Source organism: Methyloceanibacter sp., assembly GCF_058506495.1.
In genome coordinates this window covers 20,757-37,269 of the sequence record NZ_JBZMXT010000019.1, presented here as the reverse complement: position 1 = coordinate 37,269, position 16,513 = coordinate 20,757, and the positions used below count along the sequence as shown (strand labels likewise).

Below are 16,513 nucleotides of genomic sequence, written 5' to 3'. Positions count from 1 at the left end.
GCTTCACTTGCCGGCTGTCGGAGGCGATGCCTGCGATCGGAATCGCCGCAACCGCCGAGCTCAGCGTGGCCTCCGGGCCTAACAATTCACCGAGGGTCATGTGCGACTGCCCGTAACCGGCTCACATCGTTGAAGAAACTCAAAACCGTGCCCAGAGGTTCTACGGCTCGTTTGCCTTCTAATAGGTCGCAGATGACGTGCCGTCAAACCGCGATGCCGTCTCGCCGAGCCTGGGCTGCACCCCAAGTATTGGTGCGATCCGAGCCACAACCTTACCTACAGTCGGAGCGGCATTCCGTCCGGCTGTCGAAACCCAGTTGGTGGCTTCAACGCGCTGGGGCTCATCCAGCGTCACGAGGACGACATATTGAGGATCGTCCGTCGGGAATACCGAAAGAAAACTGTTCAGCAGCGAGTGTCGCGCGTAGCGCCCGTTGACGACTTTCTCCGCCGTACCCGTTTTGCCACCGACACGGTAGCCCTCCGCGTCTGCCCGTTTCCCCGAGCCTCGCAAGACGTTCTCTCGCATAAGCTTCACCACCGCTGCGCTCGTCTCCGCCGATACCACGCGGGTCGAGACGGTCATGGCTTCCTCGCGGGTGCGGGGCAGGAAGGTTGGCGGAATTGCGTGGCCACCGTTCACGAGCGGCAATGTCGCGGTTGCAAGCTGAAGAGGCGTCACCGACAGCCCGTGCCCGAAGGCGATCGTCATCGTATTCAGCTTCTTCCAATTCTTTGGAACGATGGGAGCCGCACTGGGACCGAGTTCGGTAAGAACTGGATCGAGGAACCCGAGCTTTTTGAGGAAGGCCCGGTGTGCCGGAACGCCCATATGCATCGCCATTTTCGCCGATGCGATGTTCGAGGAGTAGATGAAAGACTCAGCGACGGTGAGCGGTCGACGCTTGCCATGGAAGTCGTTAATCGAAAATCGACCGAAATAGATGGGGCTTGTTGCGTCGTATACAGAGTTCAAATTTGCCAAACCGGAATCCAGGACTCCGGCGACCGTGAAGGCCTTGAAGATCGAACCCAACTCGTAGACACCGAAGCCGATGCGGTTGATTCTATTCTTGTCGAGCGCTTCCTGACGGCGGTGAGGGTCGAAGTCAGGCAAAGATGCAAGAGCGACAATCTCACCAGTATGGACATCCATAACGAGGCCCGACGCTGCCTTTGCCTTGTACAAAGATATCGCGTTCACAAGCTCTTCTCTCAGAACGTGCTGTACGCCAACGTCGAGAGAGACAGCCACGGTTTCCCCGCCAGTTTCAGTTTGCGGATTCATCATTGTTAGCTGCGGGTTGTTGTCGATGTACTTCTCGATGCCGGCAAGACCGCGATTGTCGACATCGACGAGGCCCACAACATGACTGGCAGTCGCTCCAACCGGATAGAAGCGACGGTACTCTTGGATGAAGCCGAGGCCCGGAAACCCGAGGTCATGGACCTGCTGCTGTTGGAAAGGCGTTAGTTCACGCGCTATTCGTACGAAACGACTTGGCCTCGCGAGCTGCTTTCGCAACCGAGCCTCATTTGTTTTCGGCAGAACGCTTACAATGCCGGTGACAACTTCATCGGCATCGAGAATGCGCTTTGGATCGGCGAAGAGCGTCGCGCCCCGAATATCCGTCGCGAGCAATTCACCATTCCTGTCCAGAATGTCCGGACGATGGATCGTGGTTGAGATGTCATAGGAACCACCCCGTCCTGGCCCCTTTTCCGCAAGTCCGAGCGATACGAGCCGACCACCGATCAAGACAAACGCCAAGGCAAAGCCCAGGCATGCGAGGCGGAATCGCATGCGGCAGCGCGCGTGGTAAGCGCGCGCCGCGCGAACGGCAGTTGGATCCGGAGCTTGGTTTTCGTGCTGAAGCATCCCGATCCGTACCTAGTGAGCGCCCGGTCTGAAACTTGCTGTTGGGGTGTCTCCTGTCTTCGCGGTCTGTGCCAACGATCGGACTCGCTCGAAGTCCGTCTCCGTTACTTCGCCCACGACGACGATCTGCTGCGGATGAGCCGGCTGGAGTTCAAGGTACTTCTCTGCAAGACGCTCGATACGTTCGGGCCGGTTCAAAAGGCTCCATTCCGCCCGCGCGACGGCCAGTGAGTCACGTTCAGCCTCGATCTGCCGTTGAAGCTTGACGATCTTTTCGTCCAAACTCCGAGCCTCGTATTTGACCTGGTAGATCACCGTGGCAAGGACGACGAGGCCTAGAATCATGGAGATATTGACAAAACGCAGCATCACACAACCGCGCCCAAGCGAAGGCGCGTCCCTCAATACAAATCTCAAGCGCCCTTCGTCTGGCGCAGCTCGGGCACCCCTAGCCCGGCGAAGTCGAAATCTAGGGCCGGAGCATCCGTCCGCACTCCGGCTCTAAGCCTGGCGGAGCGCGCTCGGGGGTTGCTTCGGACCTCGTCCTCGCTCGGTTCTACTGGACGACGGTTAAGAAGCTGGAAGCTTGGCAAAAATTCTTCGCGCTTTCGTTCCGGTAGATGCCGGGACCCTTCTTTTGGCGGCGTGGCACATCGCGTAAAGAAACGCTTAACAATCCTCTCTTCGAGAGAATGAAACGTGACCACTACAAGTCGCCCGCCGGGAGCCAGAACACGCTCTGCAGCGCTAAGGCCGCCTGCGAGCTCCTCCAACTCCCCGTTCACATACAATCGAAGCGCCTGAAAAGTTCGGGTGGCAGGGTGTTTGGCTTCGTCGCGGGTGCGCCCCAGAACGCCAGAGACGATCTCTGCCAGCTGACTTGTCCGTGTGATCGCAGCCGCCGAGCGCGCTTTGACAAGAGCCCTCGCAATCGCGCGCGAACGGCGCTCTTCGCCAAAAACAAAAAGGATCTCTGCAATCTGTGCTTCGTCAAAATTATTGACAATATCGGCTGCCGAAAGCCCCTCCGCACCCATCCGCATATCGAGAGGACCGTCCTTCGCAAAGGAGAAGCCACGCTTTGGCTGATCGAGCTGCATAGATGACACGCCGATATCGAGCACAACGCCATCGACCGTATCTATACCATTCGCAGTGGCTAGGCTTTCCATCTCGCTGTAGCGCCCTAGCACAGCGTCGAAGCGGCCGGGAAAATCAGACGCGAGTTCTTCAGAGCTGGCGAGAGCCTCTGGATCGCGATCGATAGCGAGGACGCGGCAATCGGCGGCTGAGAGGATGGCTTTCGAATAGCCCCCCGCACCGAACGTGCCGTCAATAATGATCTCACCAGATTTTGGCTTAAGCGCCGTTAGGACCTCTGAGAGCAATACGGGAATGTGACGGACCAGTCCGCCAGCGACAGACGAAGGTCTGCCGCGGTCCGTCATCATTCCCGTACTCCCTCTGCACCGCCGCTTCCGCGGCGCCCCGCGCCGAGTAACTTGCGGAGATCGCGAACCTTGTCCCGCGCCTCCGCCAAATGCTCTTCAAAACGTTTCGGCTCCCAGAGCTGAAATTTCTCCCCCAACCCCACAAACGTGATGTGGCTGGTGATGCCGGCGTGTTGACGCAGGCGCTCGGGGAGAATCGTACGACCGTCTTGATCGATTGAGAGAATTTCGGATGTACCGAAGAGAGCCGTGGCGAGTTGATCGCGCTCATCGGAGTACGGCGCGAGGTCTTCAACGAGAGAATTGATCTTATGGACGAGGCGCTGGCCGCCGGCGTCGAGCGCAGGCGCATCAAGCGATGGATAGCAATAAATGCCTTCGAGTCCGTCTTTGGCGAGAACCGAACGGTAAGGTGCGGGGACCGAGACTCGGCCCTTGGCGTCGATCCTATTCGTGAATGACGAGACAAACTGATCCATCTCCCCCCTCACGCGCTACGAAGCCTACTGAATGAACACGGAACTGAAACAACTGCGCTTCGGCGCTCGCCTTCCGCAAATTCGGAAAATGGGTGGAGAAAGCGGCGCGGATCCCCCCGTGGCCTCAAAGGAAGCGCTGCCTGCTTCCTCCACCCCACTCACCGAACGGGCCATTATGGGATAACATGGGATATCATGGGCGTCAATGGAAATGCTCGGGAACTAGCGCTTTCTCATGGGAATTGAGCGCAGATCCGGATTGCCAATTTCTTGACGACCGCGAGTCTCCTTGGTGGCTTGGTGCAAAGCGCGATAGACATTGATGCATAGAGCCCGCGTTCGGTGGGACGAGATATCCCTGGGGGCCGGCTCTTCCCGGCCATAACTGAGGCGCATTTGAGACGCCTACTGGTCAGTCGAGGGAAGCCATAAATGAGGATGGCGAGGTTCGAATTGGCGCTAACGCTTCACCGATTTCTTGGTCTGGCGGCGTTGGCCAGCTACCTGCTAGTGGCGGGTGTCCTGTCAGTGCAAGGTGCAGCCAGTTCGACGATGGCCCAAGGTACCGCCTTCGCGCGGCTCGGACCGCCAGAAGCGCCGGTTAGATTGTTTTACGAGACCAGAGGCACAGGCTCTCCAATCCTCTTAATTCACGGCTTCGGCTCAAGCACGTTTACTTGGCGGCGCATTGCGCCGGCGCTCGCCGAGAAAAACAAGGTCATTGCCGTCGATCTGAAAGGCTTCGGACAATCCGACAAGCCCCTCGACGAGCACTACTCAATTTTCGATCAGGCCCAGCTCATTAAACAGCTGATCCTTGAGAAGGACCTCAACAACTTAACCTTAATTGGACATTCCTACGGGGGCGGCATTTCCCTGATGCTGGCGCTCGACGAGGACGCACGTTTGAAAGGGCGCATCGCCAAGCTCGTGCTGCTCGACACAATAGCCTACCCGCAGAATATCCCCGTCGCGTTCAAGATGATGGACTTGCCTCTCATGTCACATCTCGGCGTCCGTATGGTGCCGCCCGAAATGCAGGCTCGCGTCGCGCTCAGGCTCGCTTATTTCGACGACAGCAAAATCGGCCAGGAGACGGTCGACACATACGCGGCCCCCTTGCGGACGATCGCCGGGAAACACGCGGTGATCCAAAGCGCGCGCCAAATCGTGCCCCAAGGCCTGGCGGAAATTTCGCAGCGCTATCCGACCATCACCCAGCCGACGCTTATCGCTTGGTGCGACAACGACAAAATCGTCCCGCTCGACATTGGGCTAGAGCTCCGACGTAACATGCCGACCTCACGGCTGGAGATCATCAGTCAGTGTGGACACATGCCTCAGGAAGAGCAGCCCGAAGCGACGCTTCGGCTCATCCAAGACTTCATCAAACGCTGAAGCAACCAAGTCTTTCTCGCGCCGCTGACGCGAAGCTGTCTTGCGACACCGCTACTGTCAGCGCGCCTCGGCGTGAAAACCGACGGATGACGGCATTTGCGAGATCCGAGACCGCGAGACCGACGAGGTCAAGTGGACCGCAACACGCATGGATCTGGTCTTCGGATCGAATTCTATCCTGCGCGCTTACTCGGAGCTATACGCGCAAGACGACGCCGCGGAGAAGTTCGTCAAAGACTTTGTGGCGGCTTGGGCAAAGGTCGTGAATGCCGATCGTTTTGACTTGGCTCAAGCAGACGCGGCGTAAAAAACAGGGGGACGCGAGTCGCCACTTAAACAAGCTGGAGCGCCCTGCCTCGCGGCGCTTCTTACAGAACGGCCGGCGCGCGCCCACCGCCGGCCGTTCGCTCATCTGGGATTTCTACGGGCCAAACGGGAGACCGGCGCGAGGGGGTTTCCCTCACGCCGGTCCTAAACTGCCACCAGGCCTATAAGCCGGGTTCTGTGCCTCGCTTAACGCAAGGTGATGGCCATTCATCTGGGGCGCCTTTTGCAAGGCGCCTCGTGCAACCAACCCGGGCCGCGGGTCTGGAAACAGACCTGGTCGCTTCATCGCCGTTAGGCGATGCGCCGACCGAGCGGCCCCTATTCGGTCTTGCTCCCGGTGGGGTTTGCCTTGCCGCCTTTGTTGCCAAAGGCGCGGTGCGCTCTTACCGCACCCTTTCACCCTTACCCCTGTCGGACTCTGCAGCCGACCAACGGCGGTTTGCTTTCTGTGGCACTTTCCCTGAGGTCGCCCTCGCCGGACGTTATCCGGCACCGTGCTTCCATGGAGCCCGGACTTTCCTCTCCCTGAGCTTCAAGGAGCAGCCATCCGGCCTGCTGACATATTGAGATAAGGGGGATTTCAAGGTTTTCGTCAAGAGCCGGGGACTGCGGGCTACGCCAACGAGCCGGCATATGGGCTATCCTTACGCCTCCCGAACTCGTCACGGCATTTTGATCCCTCAGCTACCATTGTTCCCATATGCTCGCGTCAAACTGCCGCACTGGGACGGAACACGGGATTTCCGCCGTTCGCGGAACGGAGTGACGACCCTGGGGAAGAGCACGACAAGCAATGACAAATCAGGTTTTGCTCGCACGCTGGCTCACAGTGTTTCCGGAACTGGCAGAGCTTGAGCCAGAAACGAAAGAGACACTGTTCGAGGTTGCCCAATTCGAACGGCTCCGCCGAGGTGACACGGCCTACTACCAGGGTCAGCCTTGCCAGAACTATTTGATGTGCATCGAAGGGCAAACCCGGGTCTTCAAGACGTCAGAGTCTGGCCGTGAGATTATGCTGTACCAAGTCGGTGCGGGTGAGACTTGCGTCCTGACAACATCCTGCTTGATTGCCGGCAACCCCTTCCCCGCGGAGAGCAATGCGCAGGCCGACGCTTTGCTCGCAGCCATACCCGTCGACGTCTTTCACAGGCTCATGTCGTCGTCGCCGAAGTTCCGCAACTACGTTCTGACGAATTACGGGGACCTGTTGTCGAGCTTGATCATGCTTGTGGACGAAGTGGCCTTTGCAAGCCTGGACCTCCGACTGGCACGACGTCTTGTGTCAGAAACCGAAAACTCAAATGTGGTCGCCAAGACACACCAACAGTTGGCCTTAGATCTGGGAAGCGTGCGCGAGGTCATCAGCCGCTACATCTCAGAATGGGAGCGCTTGGGCTGGGTTCGTTCATCGCGAGGCTCGATTGAGGTCTTGGACCGAGACGCGCTCGCAGGCTACGGCTCGGGCGAAGCCGCCCTTCCCCGCCCCGCGTTGAGATCAGGCTCTCAGGCATGAGCCCATACAGCGTAACTCAGGTCACAGACAACGCCCGTGAGGGCAAACTAGGAATGTAAACAGAGAGAATCTAACAATAATCAGCAAGACAAGCTGCCAACGAGAAGAACGCCCAAGGACCCACGACGATGACAAACATGATATCGGAACAGCCGATCCGCCAGCTTACGGCGGCTGCACTGTTGACCGGCATGCTGGCGCTGACGCCCGCTTCCGCAGCACTCGCCATGGACGATCACGGAGGTGCCGGAGCCGAGTTCGACGAGAGTTGCGCAATGGGCATGGCAGACGGACAGGTGGTAAAGACCGACTGTTCGGTGAGTTGGACAGCCGAAGACGGCAAGGTCTATTGCTTCTCAAGTGAGAACTCGAAATCCGCTTTTCTGAAAGACCCGAAGGCCAACCTCGCCCGTGCGAAGAAGTTCCTTGAGCAACAACAAGCCAAGGCTGCATCAGGCGAGAAGGTTTTCACGGAGGAGGATGTGAACGCCCGCGTTCAGGAGGTCATCGATGAACGCTCAGAAGGCGGTGCATTCGTGTTTCATGATCCTAAGCTCGCCGCCGACCTTCGACTGACATTCGATCAGATAAAGATCGTTCGCGGAATGGAAGGCTATGGCTGGTTCGCCAATGTCATTTTCAACGATGTCGAAGAGCCAAAGAAACAGTACGCTATCGACTTCTGGTTCAAGCCCGACGGACAGCAGCTAACACTTCAAGATATTCGTGTTCAGAAGGGCCCAAAGCGTGACGGCGATGGGTACTTCATGATTACGCGTCTGCCTGTTGCGTGGTGGTGGTTGCCCGTGCAAGAGCATCCCGGCAGCATCGAGGGCGCGCGCGCTTGGCACGTGATGGCCGCTATTCACGACTACATCCTCCAAAACAAGGACGAGGACGGGAATATCACGGTCAAAGACGAGAAGACCGGAGAAGACCTCAAGCTGCAGTTCGTTGAGATGCATCGGCCGGTTCGGCGGCTCATGGGTGAAGGGAAGTATTTTGCGTGCACCGACTTTCGCAAACCCGGCAGCAAGGACGAGTACTACGATCTCGACTTCTGGGTCGACGAGAAGGACGGCAAGCTGAAAGTCGGCAATGTGAAAGTCCATAAGGTTCCCGTCCAAGAAGACGGCATCTGGACCCAGATTGATCGCTACACGTTCGAAGGCATGGATTTCGAAGAGACGCTATAGTCAAGCGAGCCCACGCGACAGCACAAGTCACTTAAAGTTTCAGTCTCCCTTCATGGAGGCAGTGCCGTCTCACGACGGTTCCCAAAAAAGATCGCGCAGTCGCGATGGTCTCCGCCAGTACCGGTCAAACTCCCGGCGGTTTAGTCTCCTGGTATGTCGATTGTCCATTGACGCGGCGTCCTTTTCTAACGATTGAATGGCAGGTCGTTGTCCAAATGGGCCGCGCACTCGAAAGTCACCTATCCAAAAGTCTTGGAGGAAAAATAGTATGAAGAAGGTTGTTCTCGCAGCCGCAGTTACCGGTGCAATGATCACTGCCCCTGTTACCGGTGCCCTCGCTGCTGGCGCTGCCGGTGAGTTTGGCAACAACTGCGCCTTTGGCCTGACTCAGGGCGTCAAGAAGTACACCGATTGCTCGGTCATGGAGAAAATTGACGGCAAGGTCTACTGCTTCAGCAAGCAGTCCGCCAAAGAGAAGTTCATGGAAGACGCGGAAGGCAACGTCAAAAAGGCCGCGAGCTTCTACAACGACAATCAGTAGTCCTCGGAGCGCTTAGCGCGCTCGATAACACGAGCTTCAAGGCTCGCCCAATCCCGGGCGAGCCTTTTTTATGTCTTTGGGAAAAGTGGCAGTCTGTTTCGCAGTAACTAGGCAGCCGTACTCGCGCGGACCGAGAGCAGATTCTTCAACGTCTCGCATGTCGACCTATCAGCCCGTCCGTCGACCCGCTCCGGCCGAAAATGGCGCTGGAAGGCCTCCACAACGATCTCGGTACCACGACCGTATGTCGAAGTGGCCTCGACGCCATATCCGAAGTCAACAAGGTCGCTCTGGAGTTCGGCCACGGCAGCGCTCTCGTCGCCGAGCCCTAGTCCCGCGTCGGCGCTTGCTGCAATCGGCTCGACCCAGAGGCCGATCCCGGCACGCGCAAGCCTTGCCCAATCGAAGCGTTCGCCGGGGTCGCGCTTGCGACCTGGCGCGATATCTGAGTGAGCCAACACGCGTGCGGCAGGGATGACACGTCGTCCGAGAATATCTTTGCAGAGGGCCTCGACCGCCTGCATTTGCGCATCGGGAAACGGCGGATAGTCGAAGTCGTGGCCGGGATTGTGGATCTCGATGCCGATGGAAGCGGAGTTGAGATCGGTCTCACCAGCCCAATAGCTCTGTCCTGCGTGCCACGCTCGCTCCGACTCCGGCACCATCTGCGTGATCGTCCCATCTTCGTCGATAAGATAGTGCGCGGAGACCTTGGATTCTTCCGATGTGAGCCAGTCGCGAGCACCAACACACGTCTCCATCCCGGTGTAATGGACGATCAGCATGTCCGGCTCTCTTGCGTCCCGCCTTTGATCGAAATTAGGAGATGGGACCCAATGCGTGGCGAGCTTACTATCCGGAGCAGCTGTCATGCGACCTTATCCAACTTGCGACGCGCCCTTGGCGGGCGCCTCGAGGCGACGCAGGTTCAAACGGCAAATCCAATGAGCTGACGCAGAAAAACGACGAAAGGCGCGGACTTAGAGCCCACGCTCCTTTGCAACCTGCTGATAGGCATCGTTTATTGCCGCGACCTTGTCGGTGGCAATCGCAATGAACTCTTCCGGCACACCACGGGCGATTAGCTTGTCGGGGTGATTGTCCGCGATCAGCTTGCGGTACTGGGCCTTCAGATCATCATTGGAGATGGTCGGCTGTACCTCGAGCACCTCGTAAGGATTACGCTTTGAGGCAATAACGTGCCTGGCTTTGATGTAGCCGAACTCCGTGTCGGTAAAGCCGAAACGCTTGGCGACCTGGTGAAGGAACTCTTCTTCACTTGGATCAAACTCGTCGTCGGCTTTCGCAATGTGGAACAAGCCGTCGAGCACGTCCTCAAGTAGCTTCCGGTTGCCCTTGAACATCCCTGCGAGTTGGTCCGCATAAGCCTCGTAGCCGGAGACCTCTTGCTTAGCGAGGTTGAACACGCGCGCAACATTCTTCATTTCACCGTCGGGGACCTTGAAGACTTCCTTGAAGGCGTTGACTTCGTCCATCGTGACGACACCGTCGGCTTTGGCCATCTTGGCGCCGAGCGCAATAACACCCACGGTAAAGGCAACCTGATCTTCGCCGTCGCCAGCGCCGCCCTCTTCGCCATCGCGGTCAATCACATAGTGTCCGGCAACACCGCCGACCAAAGCGCCAATCGGCCCTCCGACCGCCAGACCTGCCGCTGCACCCGCGAGCTTTCCCCAAACCGACATTCTGATCCCCCTTGAGACTCTGGATCCTGTTGAACCATACGGTAAATTCGGTCCTACCGCATGGAATATTCATACCCGTAGCGCGCCGATGCCGCGCTCAGTGTGTCCTGCTATCCCTTAAGATTGGCCAGAATCGAAATCTTCGGCTCATCAACCTCTAGACCAGCTCCGAGGCGCCGCTCGACATGCCACGACCTGACAAACGTCCAGACGGCGAACCACAGTGCCAAAAGCGCATTTGCGCCGCTCGCCACCCAGACAAATGTCGATCCTAGTTCGAAAAGGTTGGCTGCCGCCAGAATGAGGGCTTGGAGGATAATCGCAGACCCCCCAGCCATCACGATGGCGGCGCAGCTGGAAACGATAAAAATCGACAGCAGATTTCCGCCCTTTTTCGTATCTTTGGTGCTCATCAGCTCGTTCAAACCTAAGGGAAGCTATTCCGGGCACTGTTCCTTACCGGGGTGATCCCAGAGTTACAAGGGCTTCGAGCGCCCCGCCTGCCTGATCATGCATGACAAGGCTGCTTCAGGATTGTATCCACGGCAACCAAGTGGCGAAAGGAGCGAAGATGGCGGTCTATGAGCTCGATGGACAGGCACCCGAATTTCCGGAGGACGGGCTTTTTTGGGTCGCCGAAACGGCCATTGTCACGGGCAAGGTGCGGCTGAAATCCGAGGCGAGTGTTTGGTATGGCTCAGTTCTGCGCGGTGACAATGAGTGGATCGAGATCGGCACGCGCTCGCAGGTTCAGGACAACTCCACCCTCCATACGGATCCCGGCCTTCCGCTGACTATCGGACAAGACTGTGTCATCGGGCACAATGTGGTCCTTCACGGCTGTTCGATCGGCGACAACTCGCTGGTCGGCATGGGCGCGATTGTCCTCAACGGCGCCAAAATCGGGTCCAACTGTCTCGTGGGCGCCGGGGCCCTCATCACCGAAGGCAAGGAATTCCCCGACAATTCCATGATCATCGGATCGCCCGCCAAGGCCGTGCGTGAGGTGGATGACAAGACGCGCGCCATGATCGCGCGGGGAGCGGACGTCTATGTCCGCCGCTGGAAGCAATATTCGGCCGGATTGAAGCGGATCTCGTGACAGACAGCAAACTCGCAGCATGAACGGCAAGTGGCAGTTCTTCATCGACCGCGGCGGCACGTTCACGGACATCGTCGGGCGCAAGCCTGATGGCACGCTTGTAACCACAAAATTGCTCTCGGAGAATCCAGAGTCCTACGAGGATGCCGCTATCGCTGGGATCGCCGATCTCGTGGGCGTGCCCCGGGATGTGCCCCTACCGTCTCAGCAAGTGGAGACCGTGCGCATGGGGACGACGGTGGCTACGAACGCACTTCTTGAGCGCAAGGGCGATCGCGTTCTCCTCATTGTCAGCAACGGTTTTCGTGATGCTCTGGAAATCGGCTATCAGGCGCGGCCAAAGATTTTTGCGCGGCACATCCTTAAGCCGTCAATGCTCTATGAGCGGGTTGTGGAGGTGCCAGAGCGCATCTGCGCCGACGGTTCGGTCGAGCTACCGCTGGATCGTGAAGCACTGCGTGAGGTTTTTGAGGACGCCCATCAAGAGGGAATCGACGCCGTCGCGATTGTGTTCATGCACGCCTATGCATATCCGGACCACGAGCGCGAGGCGGCGGTCCTTGCGCACGAACTGGGTTTTCATCAAGTTTCCGTCAGCCACGAAGTCAGCCCGCTTGTAAAGTTTGTTGGCCGAGGCGATACGACGGTCGTGGATGCGTATCTGTCTCCGCTGCTCAGACGTTATGTGGACCGCGTCGCGACTGCACTCTCAACGGGTGGCGAGAAAACGTCTGCCAAAGATGGAACAAGGCTGCTGTTTATGCAGTCCTCTGGCGGGCTTACTTCGGCGCACCTCTTCCGTGGCAAGGACGCGATACTGTCCGGTCCGGCGGGTGGCGTGATTGGCGCGGTAGAGACCGCACGGGCAGCAGGCTTCCCCGATGTCATCGGTTTCGACATGGGAGGCACATCCACGGATGTGTGCCACTACAATGGTGCGTTGGAACGCACATTCGAAAGTGTGGTGGCAGGTGCCCGCGTTCGCTCACCGATGATGCTTATTCACACGGTTGCCGCCGGCGGCGGATCGATCCTGCATCAAGACGAATCCCGTTTCCGCGTGGGACCCGATTCGGCAGGTGCGGATCCTGGACCGTGCGCCTACCGCCGCGGCGGACCGCTCACCGTGACGGATGCGAACGTCATGACAGGCAAGCTCCAGCCTGACCTGTTCCCGCACATTTTCGGCCCAGACCAAGACCAGCCCCTCGATCGGCGCGCTGTCGTAAAGGCGTTTCACGGGCTTGCGCGGCGACTGAATGATGCGCGCCAACCCGAAGAAATCGCAGAGGGCTTCATCAAGATTGCCGTTGCCAATATGGCCAATGCTATCAAGACGATCTCTGTGCAGCGCGGCTACGATCTCGCCGGATACGTCCTCAACTGTTTCGGCGGAGCTGGTGGGCAGCATGCCTGTCTCGTGGCGGACGCGCTGGCGATCGATAGTGTCTTGCTCCATCCGCTGTCGGGCGTTCTGTCTGCCTATGGCATGGGTCTGGCAAGTGTGCGGGCGACCCGCACCCATGCGGTTCTCGCGCTGCTCGACAATGATGGCTTAGGCAAACTCGCCGAGATTTGTGCACCCTTAGAGCACGAAGCGCGTAGTGAACTCTCGTCGCAAGGCGTTCAAGCTGACGCCATCGCTAAACAAGCGCATCTGCGCTACGAAGGCACCGATAGCTCGCTGCGGATACCCACGGCATCGCTGACTGAGATGCGCGAAAACTTCGAGGCCGCACACCAACAGCGTTTTGGGTTCATTAGTCCAGAAAAAGAAATCGAAATCGAAGCGGTGGAGGTCGAGGCTATTGGCGGTGGCGCGCCCACGACTGGAATGAATTCGCAAGGATCTGTGGATCTGTATGAACCCGAGCCGGATACCCACGCTGATATGTTCACCCATGGCAGCTGGTACAACGTTCCTGTCTATCGCCGAGCCAATCTGATGTCTGGTGCTGCGCTCGACGGCCCCGCTCTGCTCATCGAGGATCATCAAACGGTTGTTGTCGAACCCGAGTGGCGTGCCTCAGTGACATCGAAGAACGATGTCCTCCTGACGCGAGCGCGCCGCAGGCGGGTGCACGAAAAGATCGGTGTCGAGGCCGACCCAGTTATGCTCGAAGTGTTCAACAGCCTCTTCGTCTCGATTGCCGAGCAGATGGGCTATGCGCTGCAAAACACGGCGCGCTCGGTCAACATAAAGGAGCGATTAGACTTCTCCTGCGCCATTTTCGATGCGAGCGGCGCGCTAATCGCAAACGCGCCTCATATCCCGGTTCATCTTGGTTCGATGGACAAAAGCGTTGAAACAATTGTACGGGAAGTCGGTTCCGAGCTTCGTCCCGGCGATGTTTGGATGCTGAACGCGCCATACAACGGCGGAACACATCTCCCTGACATCACTGTCGTAACGCCGGTCTTCGATGAACGAGGCAAGAAGATTCTCTTCTTTGTTGCCGCGCGCGGCCACCATGCAGATGTGGGAGGCATCGCGCCTGGCTCGATGAGTCCAAATGCGGCAACGATCGAGGAAGAAGGCATCTATATCGACCCGTTCCGACTTGTCAGCGGCGGGCGCTTTCAAGAAGACGCGGCGCGGCGCCTCTTCGCCGACGCACCCTATCCTGCACGGAACATCGAGCAGAATATCGCCGACCTCAAAGCGCAGGTCGCAGCCAACGAGAAAGGTGTGGTCGAGTTACGCAAAATGGTGCGCCAATACGGGCTCCCCACCGTCGCAGCCTATATGGGACATGTGCAGGACAATGCAGCGGAGGCGGTGCGCAAAGTCATTGGAATCCTGCAAGACTCGCAATTCGCACTCGACACAGACCAAGGTAGCCGCATCGAAGTCGCTATCAGGATCGATCGCAAAAGGCATAGGGCAACGGTCGATTTTACTGGAACGAGCAAACAAACAGAAACAACGTTCAACGCTCCAGAGCCGATCACACGGGCCTGCGTACTTTATGTGTTCCGTACCCTCGTCGACGAAGACATTCCATTGAACGCAGGCTGCCTGCGCCATATTGATATTGTCTTGCCGGAAGAATCTTTTCTCAAACCACGCTATCCGGCACCGGTTGCAGGCGGGAATGTCGAGACAAGCCAGACAATTGTGAATTGCCTTTATGGCGCCCTGGGCGTTCTTGGTTCGGCGCAAGGGACGATGAACAACCTCACATTCGGAAACGAAAGGGTTCAGTATTATGAGACGATCTGCTCGGGCGCCCCAGCGGGGCCAGGGTTTGACGGTGCCGCCGCGGTGCAAACTCATATGACGAACTCGCGGCTAACGGATCCAGAGGTCTTGGAGTTGCGCTATCCCGTGTTGCTGGAGCGTTTCGAAATCGAACGAGGCTCGGGCGGCGCTGGCCGTTGGCGCGCAGGCGACGGTACGGTTCGTATGCTGAGATTCTTGGAAGAGATGGACTGTGCGGTTCTGTCAGGCTTTCGCATCAGGCAGCCTTTTGGGACAGATGGCGGCGCACCGGGTCGAATTGGGGAGAACTGGGTGCGCCGGCACACGGGAACTCTTGAGCAACTGCATGGTTCCGATCAAACCACACTCGCAGATGGCGATACGTTGATTATCCGAACGCCGACCGGGGGCGGTTATGGTAAGCCATCCGCTGACGGCTCCTCATAGACACCTTGAAGTACAGCGCAACACTTGTGCGCGGAAGCCAGCAACAATTCGGCGAAGTATGGTCGCGCGAAGGGCAAAATTGAATGGCGATTGACGGAAGGCCACTAATCTCCGGTGCGGGAATCGCAGGGCTCACTCTCGCCATTTGTCTCAAGGAATACGGCGAAGATCCCGTCGTCGTAGAGCAAAGCCCAGAACTACCGGACCAGGGCTACATGATGGACTTCTATGGTTCGGGCTGGGATGTCGCGGACCGTATGGGTCTCGTCGACAAGCTCCGCGCACTGCGCTATCCCATCGACAAACTGCAGTTCGTGAATTCTGAGGGCAAGCCATATACATCCGTACCGATCAAGCGAATGAAGCGCGCGCTGAACGGCAAGTATGTCTATGTTCGTCGGCCCGATCTCTTGCGCATCCTCTATGAACGCGCAAAAGCTCTCGGAGTCGAAGTGCGGTTCGGAACTGAAGTCACCGACCTCAGAGAACGAGTGACCCATGTCGACGTGATGTTCGACGACAGTAGCACCGGCGAGTATGCGCTTGTGTTCGGGGCCGACGGCGTGCATTCGGGCATTCGGCAGGTCATGTTTGGAGACGAGAGTCAGTTTGCGCGCTTTCTTGGCGCCTATGTCGCGGCTTTCCACGTCGAAGACCACGATCTCCCCTTCCGTCGCACGGCGCAGATCCATGAAGAACCGAACCGCGTGGCTTTCTATTATCCCCTTAGCGAACGCTCGCTCGACGCCACGTTCGTGTTTCGGCTCGACGAAGTAGACGTACCGCCTGACCACCAGCTGTCATTCGTCCGGCGTGCTTTCAAGGGCGCTGGGTGGATCGCCGAGGCGCTACTCGAAGCTTACAAGGGGAAAGCCCCCCTCTACTTCGACACACTCACACAGATTGCCATACCGCGGTGGTCGAGAGGGCGGGTCACGCTGCTGGGCGATGCTTGTGGTTGCCTGTCTCTACTGGCTGGGCAGGGCTCGCATATGGCCATGGCGGGCGCGTATCTGCTCGCTCAAGAGCTTAGGCGCTATGACGGAAACCATTCTGCCGCTTTCGCTGCCTACGAAGCGATGATGAAGCCGGAGATTGCCAGACGGCAAGAAGACGCTGCCGCGTTCGCAAAGATCTTCATTCCCACGACGCAGTCGAAGCCTTGGGTGCGAAAGCTCGTGACGAAGACCGTCTTCAACCCGCTCCTTCTGCCGTTAACAATGGGCGCGTTTGGGTCAAAGAGCATCCTGGAAAGCGATGAGGACTGACGCT

At 58.0% G+C, this 16,513-nt stretch carries 14 protein-coding genes, 1 other RNA gene and 1 pseudogene; 8 read left to right on the top strand and 8 right to left on the bottom strand.

The genetic code is table 11. The annotated features are described in order from the left end of the window. Nucleotides 1–178 precede the first annotated feature (178 nt). From AC33YF_RS05665 to mraZ, 4 genes are read right to left on the bottom strand one after another with little or no spacing between them, the layout of a single operon-like run. On the bottom strand, nucleotides 179–1,879 hold the full coding sequence (locus tag AC33YF_RS05665) for a peptidoglycan D,D-transpeptidase FtsI family protein (RefSeq protein ID WP_491776228.1): 1,701 nt from the start codon (nucleotides 1,877–1,879) through the stop codon (nucleotides 179–181). 12 nt (nucleotides 1,880–1,891) lie between these two features. Then, nucleotides 1,892–2,248 (bottom strand): cell division protein FtsL, encoded by a 357-nt coding sequence (ftsL, locus tag AC33YF_RS05660; RefSeq protein WP_491776227.1) that lies wholly within the window; start codon nucleotides 2,246–2,248, stop codon nucleotides 1,892–1,894. Between the two features lie 44 nt (nucleotides 2,249–2,292). Beyond that, a complete protein-coding gene (rsmH, locus tag AC33YF_RS05655; protein ID WP_491776226.1) occupies nucleotides 2,293–3,330 on the bottom strand; it encodes a 16S rRNA (cytosine(1402)-N(4))-methyltransferase RsmH in 1,038 nt (345 codons plus the stop codon). After that, a complete protein-coding gene (gene mraZ / locus AC33YF_RS05650; protein WP_491776225.1) occupies nucleotides 3,327–3,809 on the bottom strand; it encodes a division/cell wall cluster transcriptional repressor MraZ in 483 nt (160 codons plus the stop codon). The genes rsmH and mraZ overlap by 4 nt, the downstream gene beginning before the upstream one ends. A 432-nt stretch (nucleotides 3,810–4,241) precedes the next feature. On the opposite strand from mraZ, the gene AC33YF_RS05645 reads away from it, so the two are divergent. Together AC33YF_RS05645 and AC33YF_RS05640 are read left to right on the top strand one after the other, a co-directional pair. Continuing rightward, a complete protein-coding gene (locus AC33YF_RS05645) occupies nucleotides 4,242–5,207 on the top strand; it encodes an alpha/beta fold hydrolase (protein WP_491776224.1) in 966 nt (321 codons plus the stop codon). A 97-nt stretch (nucleotides 5,208–5,304) separates the two neighbouring features. Further along, nucleotides 5,305–5,514: pseudogene (locus AC33YF_RS05640) on the top strand (hypothetical protein); the annotation flags it as partial. A gap of 168 nt (nucleotides 5,515–5,682) precedes the next feature. Here the strand turns inward: AC33YF_RS05640 and rnpB are convergent. After that, nucleotides 5,683–6,093: RNase P RNA component class A (rnpB, locus tag AC33YF_RS05635), an RNA gene on the bottom strand. Nucleotides 6,094–6,327: 234 nt separating this feature from the next. Here rnpB and AC33YF_RS05630 point away from each other — a divergent pair. The 3 genes from AC33YF_RS05630 (at nucleotide 6,328) to AC33YF_RS05620 (ending at nucleotide 8,784) form a co-directional block, all read left to right on the top strand. Further along, nucleotides 6,328–7,047: a Crp/Fnr family transcriptional regulator gene (locus tag AC33YF_RS05630; RefSeq protein ID WP_491776223.1), complete on the top strand. Its 720-nt coding sequence runs from the start codon at nucleotides 6,328–6,330 to the stop codon at nucleotides 7,045–7,047. Nucleotides 7,048–7,175: 128 nt separating this feature from the next. Continuing rightward, a complete protein-coding gene (locus tag AC33YF_RS05625; protein WP_491776222.1) occupies nucleotides 7,176–8,243 on the top strand; it encodes a hypothetical protein in 1,068 nt (355 codons plus the stop codon). Between the two features lie 268 nt (nucleotides 8,244–8,511). Next, nucleotides 8,512–8,784 carry a hypothetical protein gene (locus tag AC33YF_RS05620; protein WP_491776221.1) on the top strand — a complete coding sequence of 91 codons (273 nt, stop codon included), beginning with the start codon at nucleotides 8,512–8,514 and terminating at the stop codon, nucleotides 8,782–8,784. A 107-nt stretch (nucleotides 8,785–8,891) separates the two neighbouring features. Here AC33YF_RS05620 and AC33YF_RS05615 read toward each other — a convergent pair whose 3' ends face one another. From AC33YF_RS05615 to AC33YF_RS05605, 3 genes are all read right to left on the bottom strand, one after another. Next, nucleotides 8,892–9,656: an N-acetylmuramoyl-L-alanine amidase gene (locus AC33YF_RS05615; protein ID WP_491776220.1), complete on the bottom strand. Its 765-nt coding sequence runs from the start codon at nucleotides 9,654–9,656 to the stop codon at nucleotides 8,892–8,894. Between the two features lie 108 nt (nucleotides 9,657–9,764). Further along, nucleotides 9,765–10,496: a TerB family tellurite resistance protein gene (locus AC33YF_RS05610; protein WP_491776231.1), complete on the bottom strand. Its 732-nt coding sequence runs from the start codon at nucleotides 10,494–10,496 to the stop codon at nucleotides 9,765–9,767. 104 nt (nucleotides 10,497–10,600) lie between these two features. Further along, nucleotides 10,601–10,903 (bottom strand): hypothetical protein, encoded by a 303-nt coding sequence (locus AC33YF_RS05605; protein WP_491776219.1) that lies wholly within the window; start codon nucleotides 10,901–10,903, stop codon nucleotides 10,601–10,603. 158 nt (nucleotides 10,904–11,061) lie between these two features. Here AC33YF_RS05605 and AC33YF_RS05600 point away from each other — a divergent pair, with 158 nt between their 5' ends. The 3 genes from AC33YF_RS05600 (at nucleotide 11,062) to AC33YF_RS05590 (ending at nucleotide 16,509) form a co-directional block, all read left to right on the top strand. Further along, nucleotides 11,062–11,592 (top strand): gamma carbonic anhydrase family protein, encoded by a 531-nt coding sequence (locus AC33YF_RS05600; RefSeq protein WP_491776230.1) that lies wholly within the window; start codon nucleotides 11,062–11,064, stop codon nucleotides 11,590–11,592. Between the two features lie 19 nt (nucleotides 11,593–11,611). Further along, nucleotides 11,612–15,241, top strand: coding sequence for a hydantoinase B/oxoprolinase family protein (locus AC33YF_RS05595; RefSeq protein WP_491776218.1), 3,630 nt, complete (start codon nucleotides 11,612–11,614; stop codon nucleotides 15,239–15,241). Nucleotides 15,242–15,324: 83 nt separating this feature from the next. After that, nucleotides 15,325–16,509, top strand: a complete 1,185-nt coding sequence (locus AC33YF_RS05590) for an FAD-dependent monooxygenase (protein ID WP_491776217.1) — start codon at nucleotides 15,325–15,327, stop codon at nucleotides 16,507–16,509. Nucleotides 16,510–16,513 lie beyond the last annotated feature (4 nt).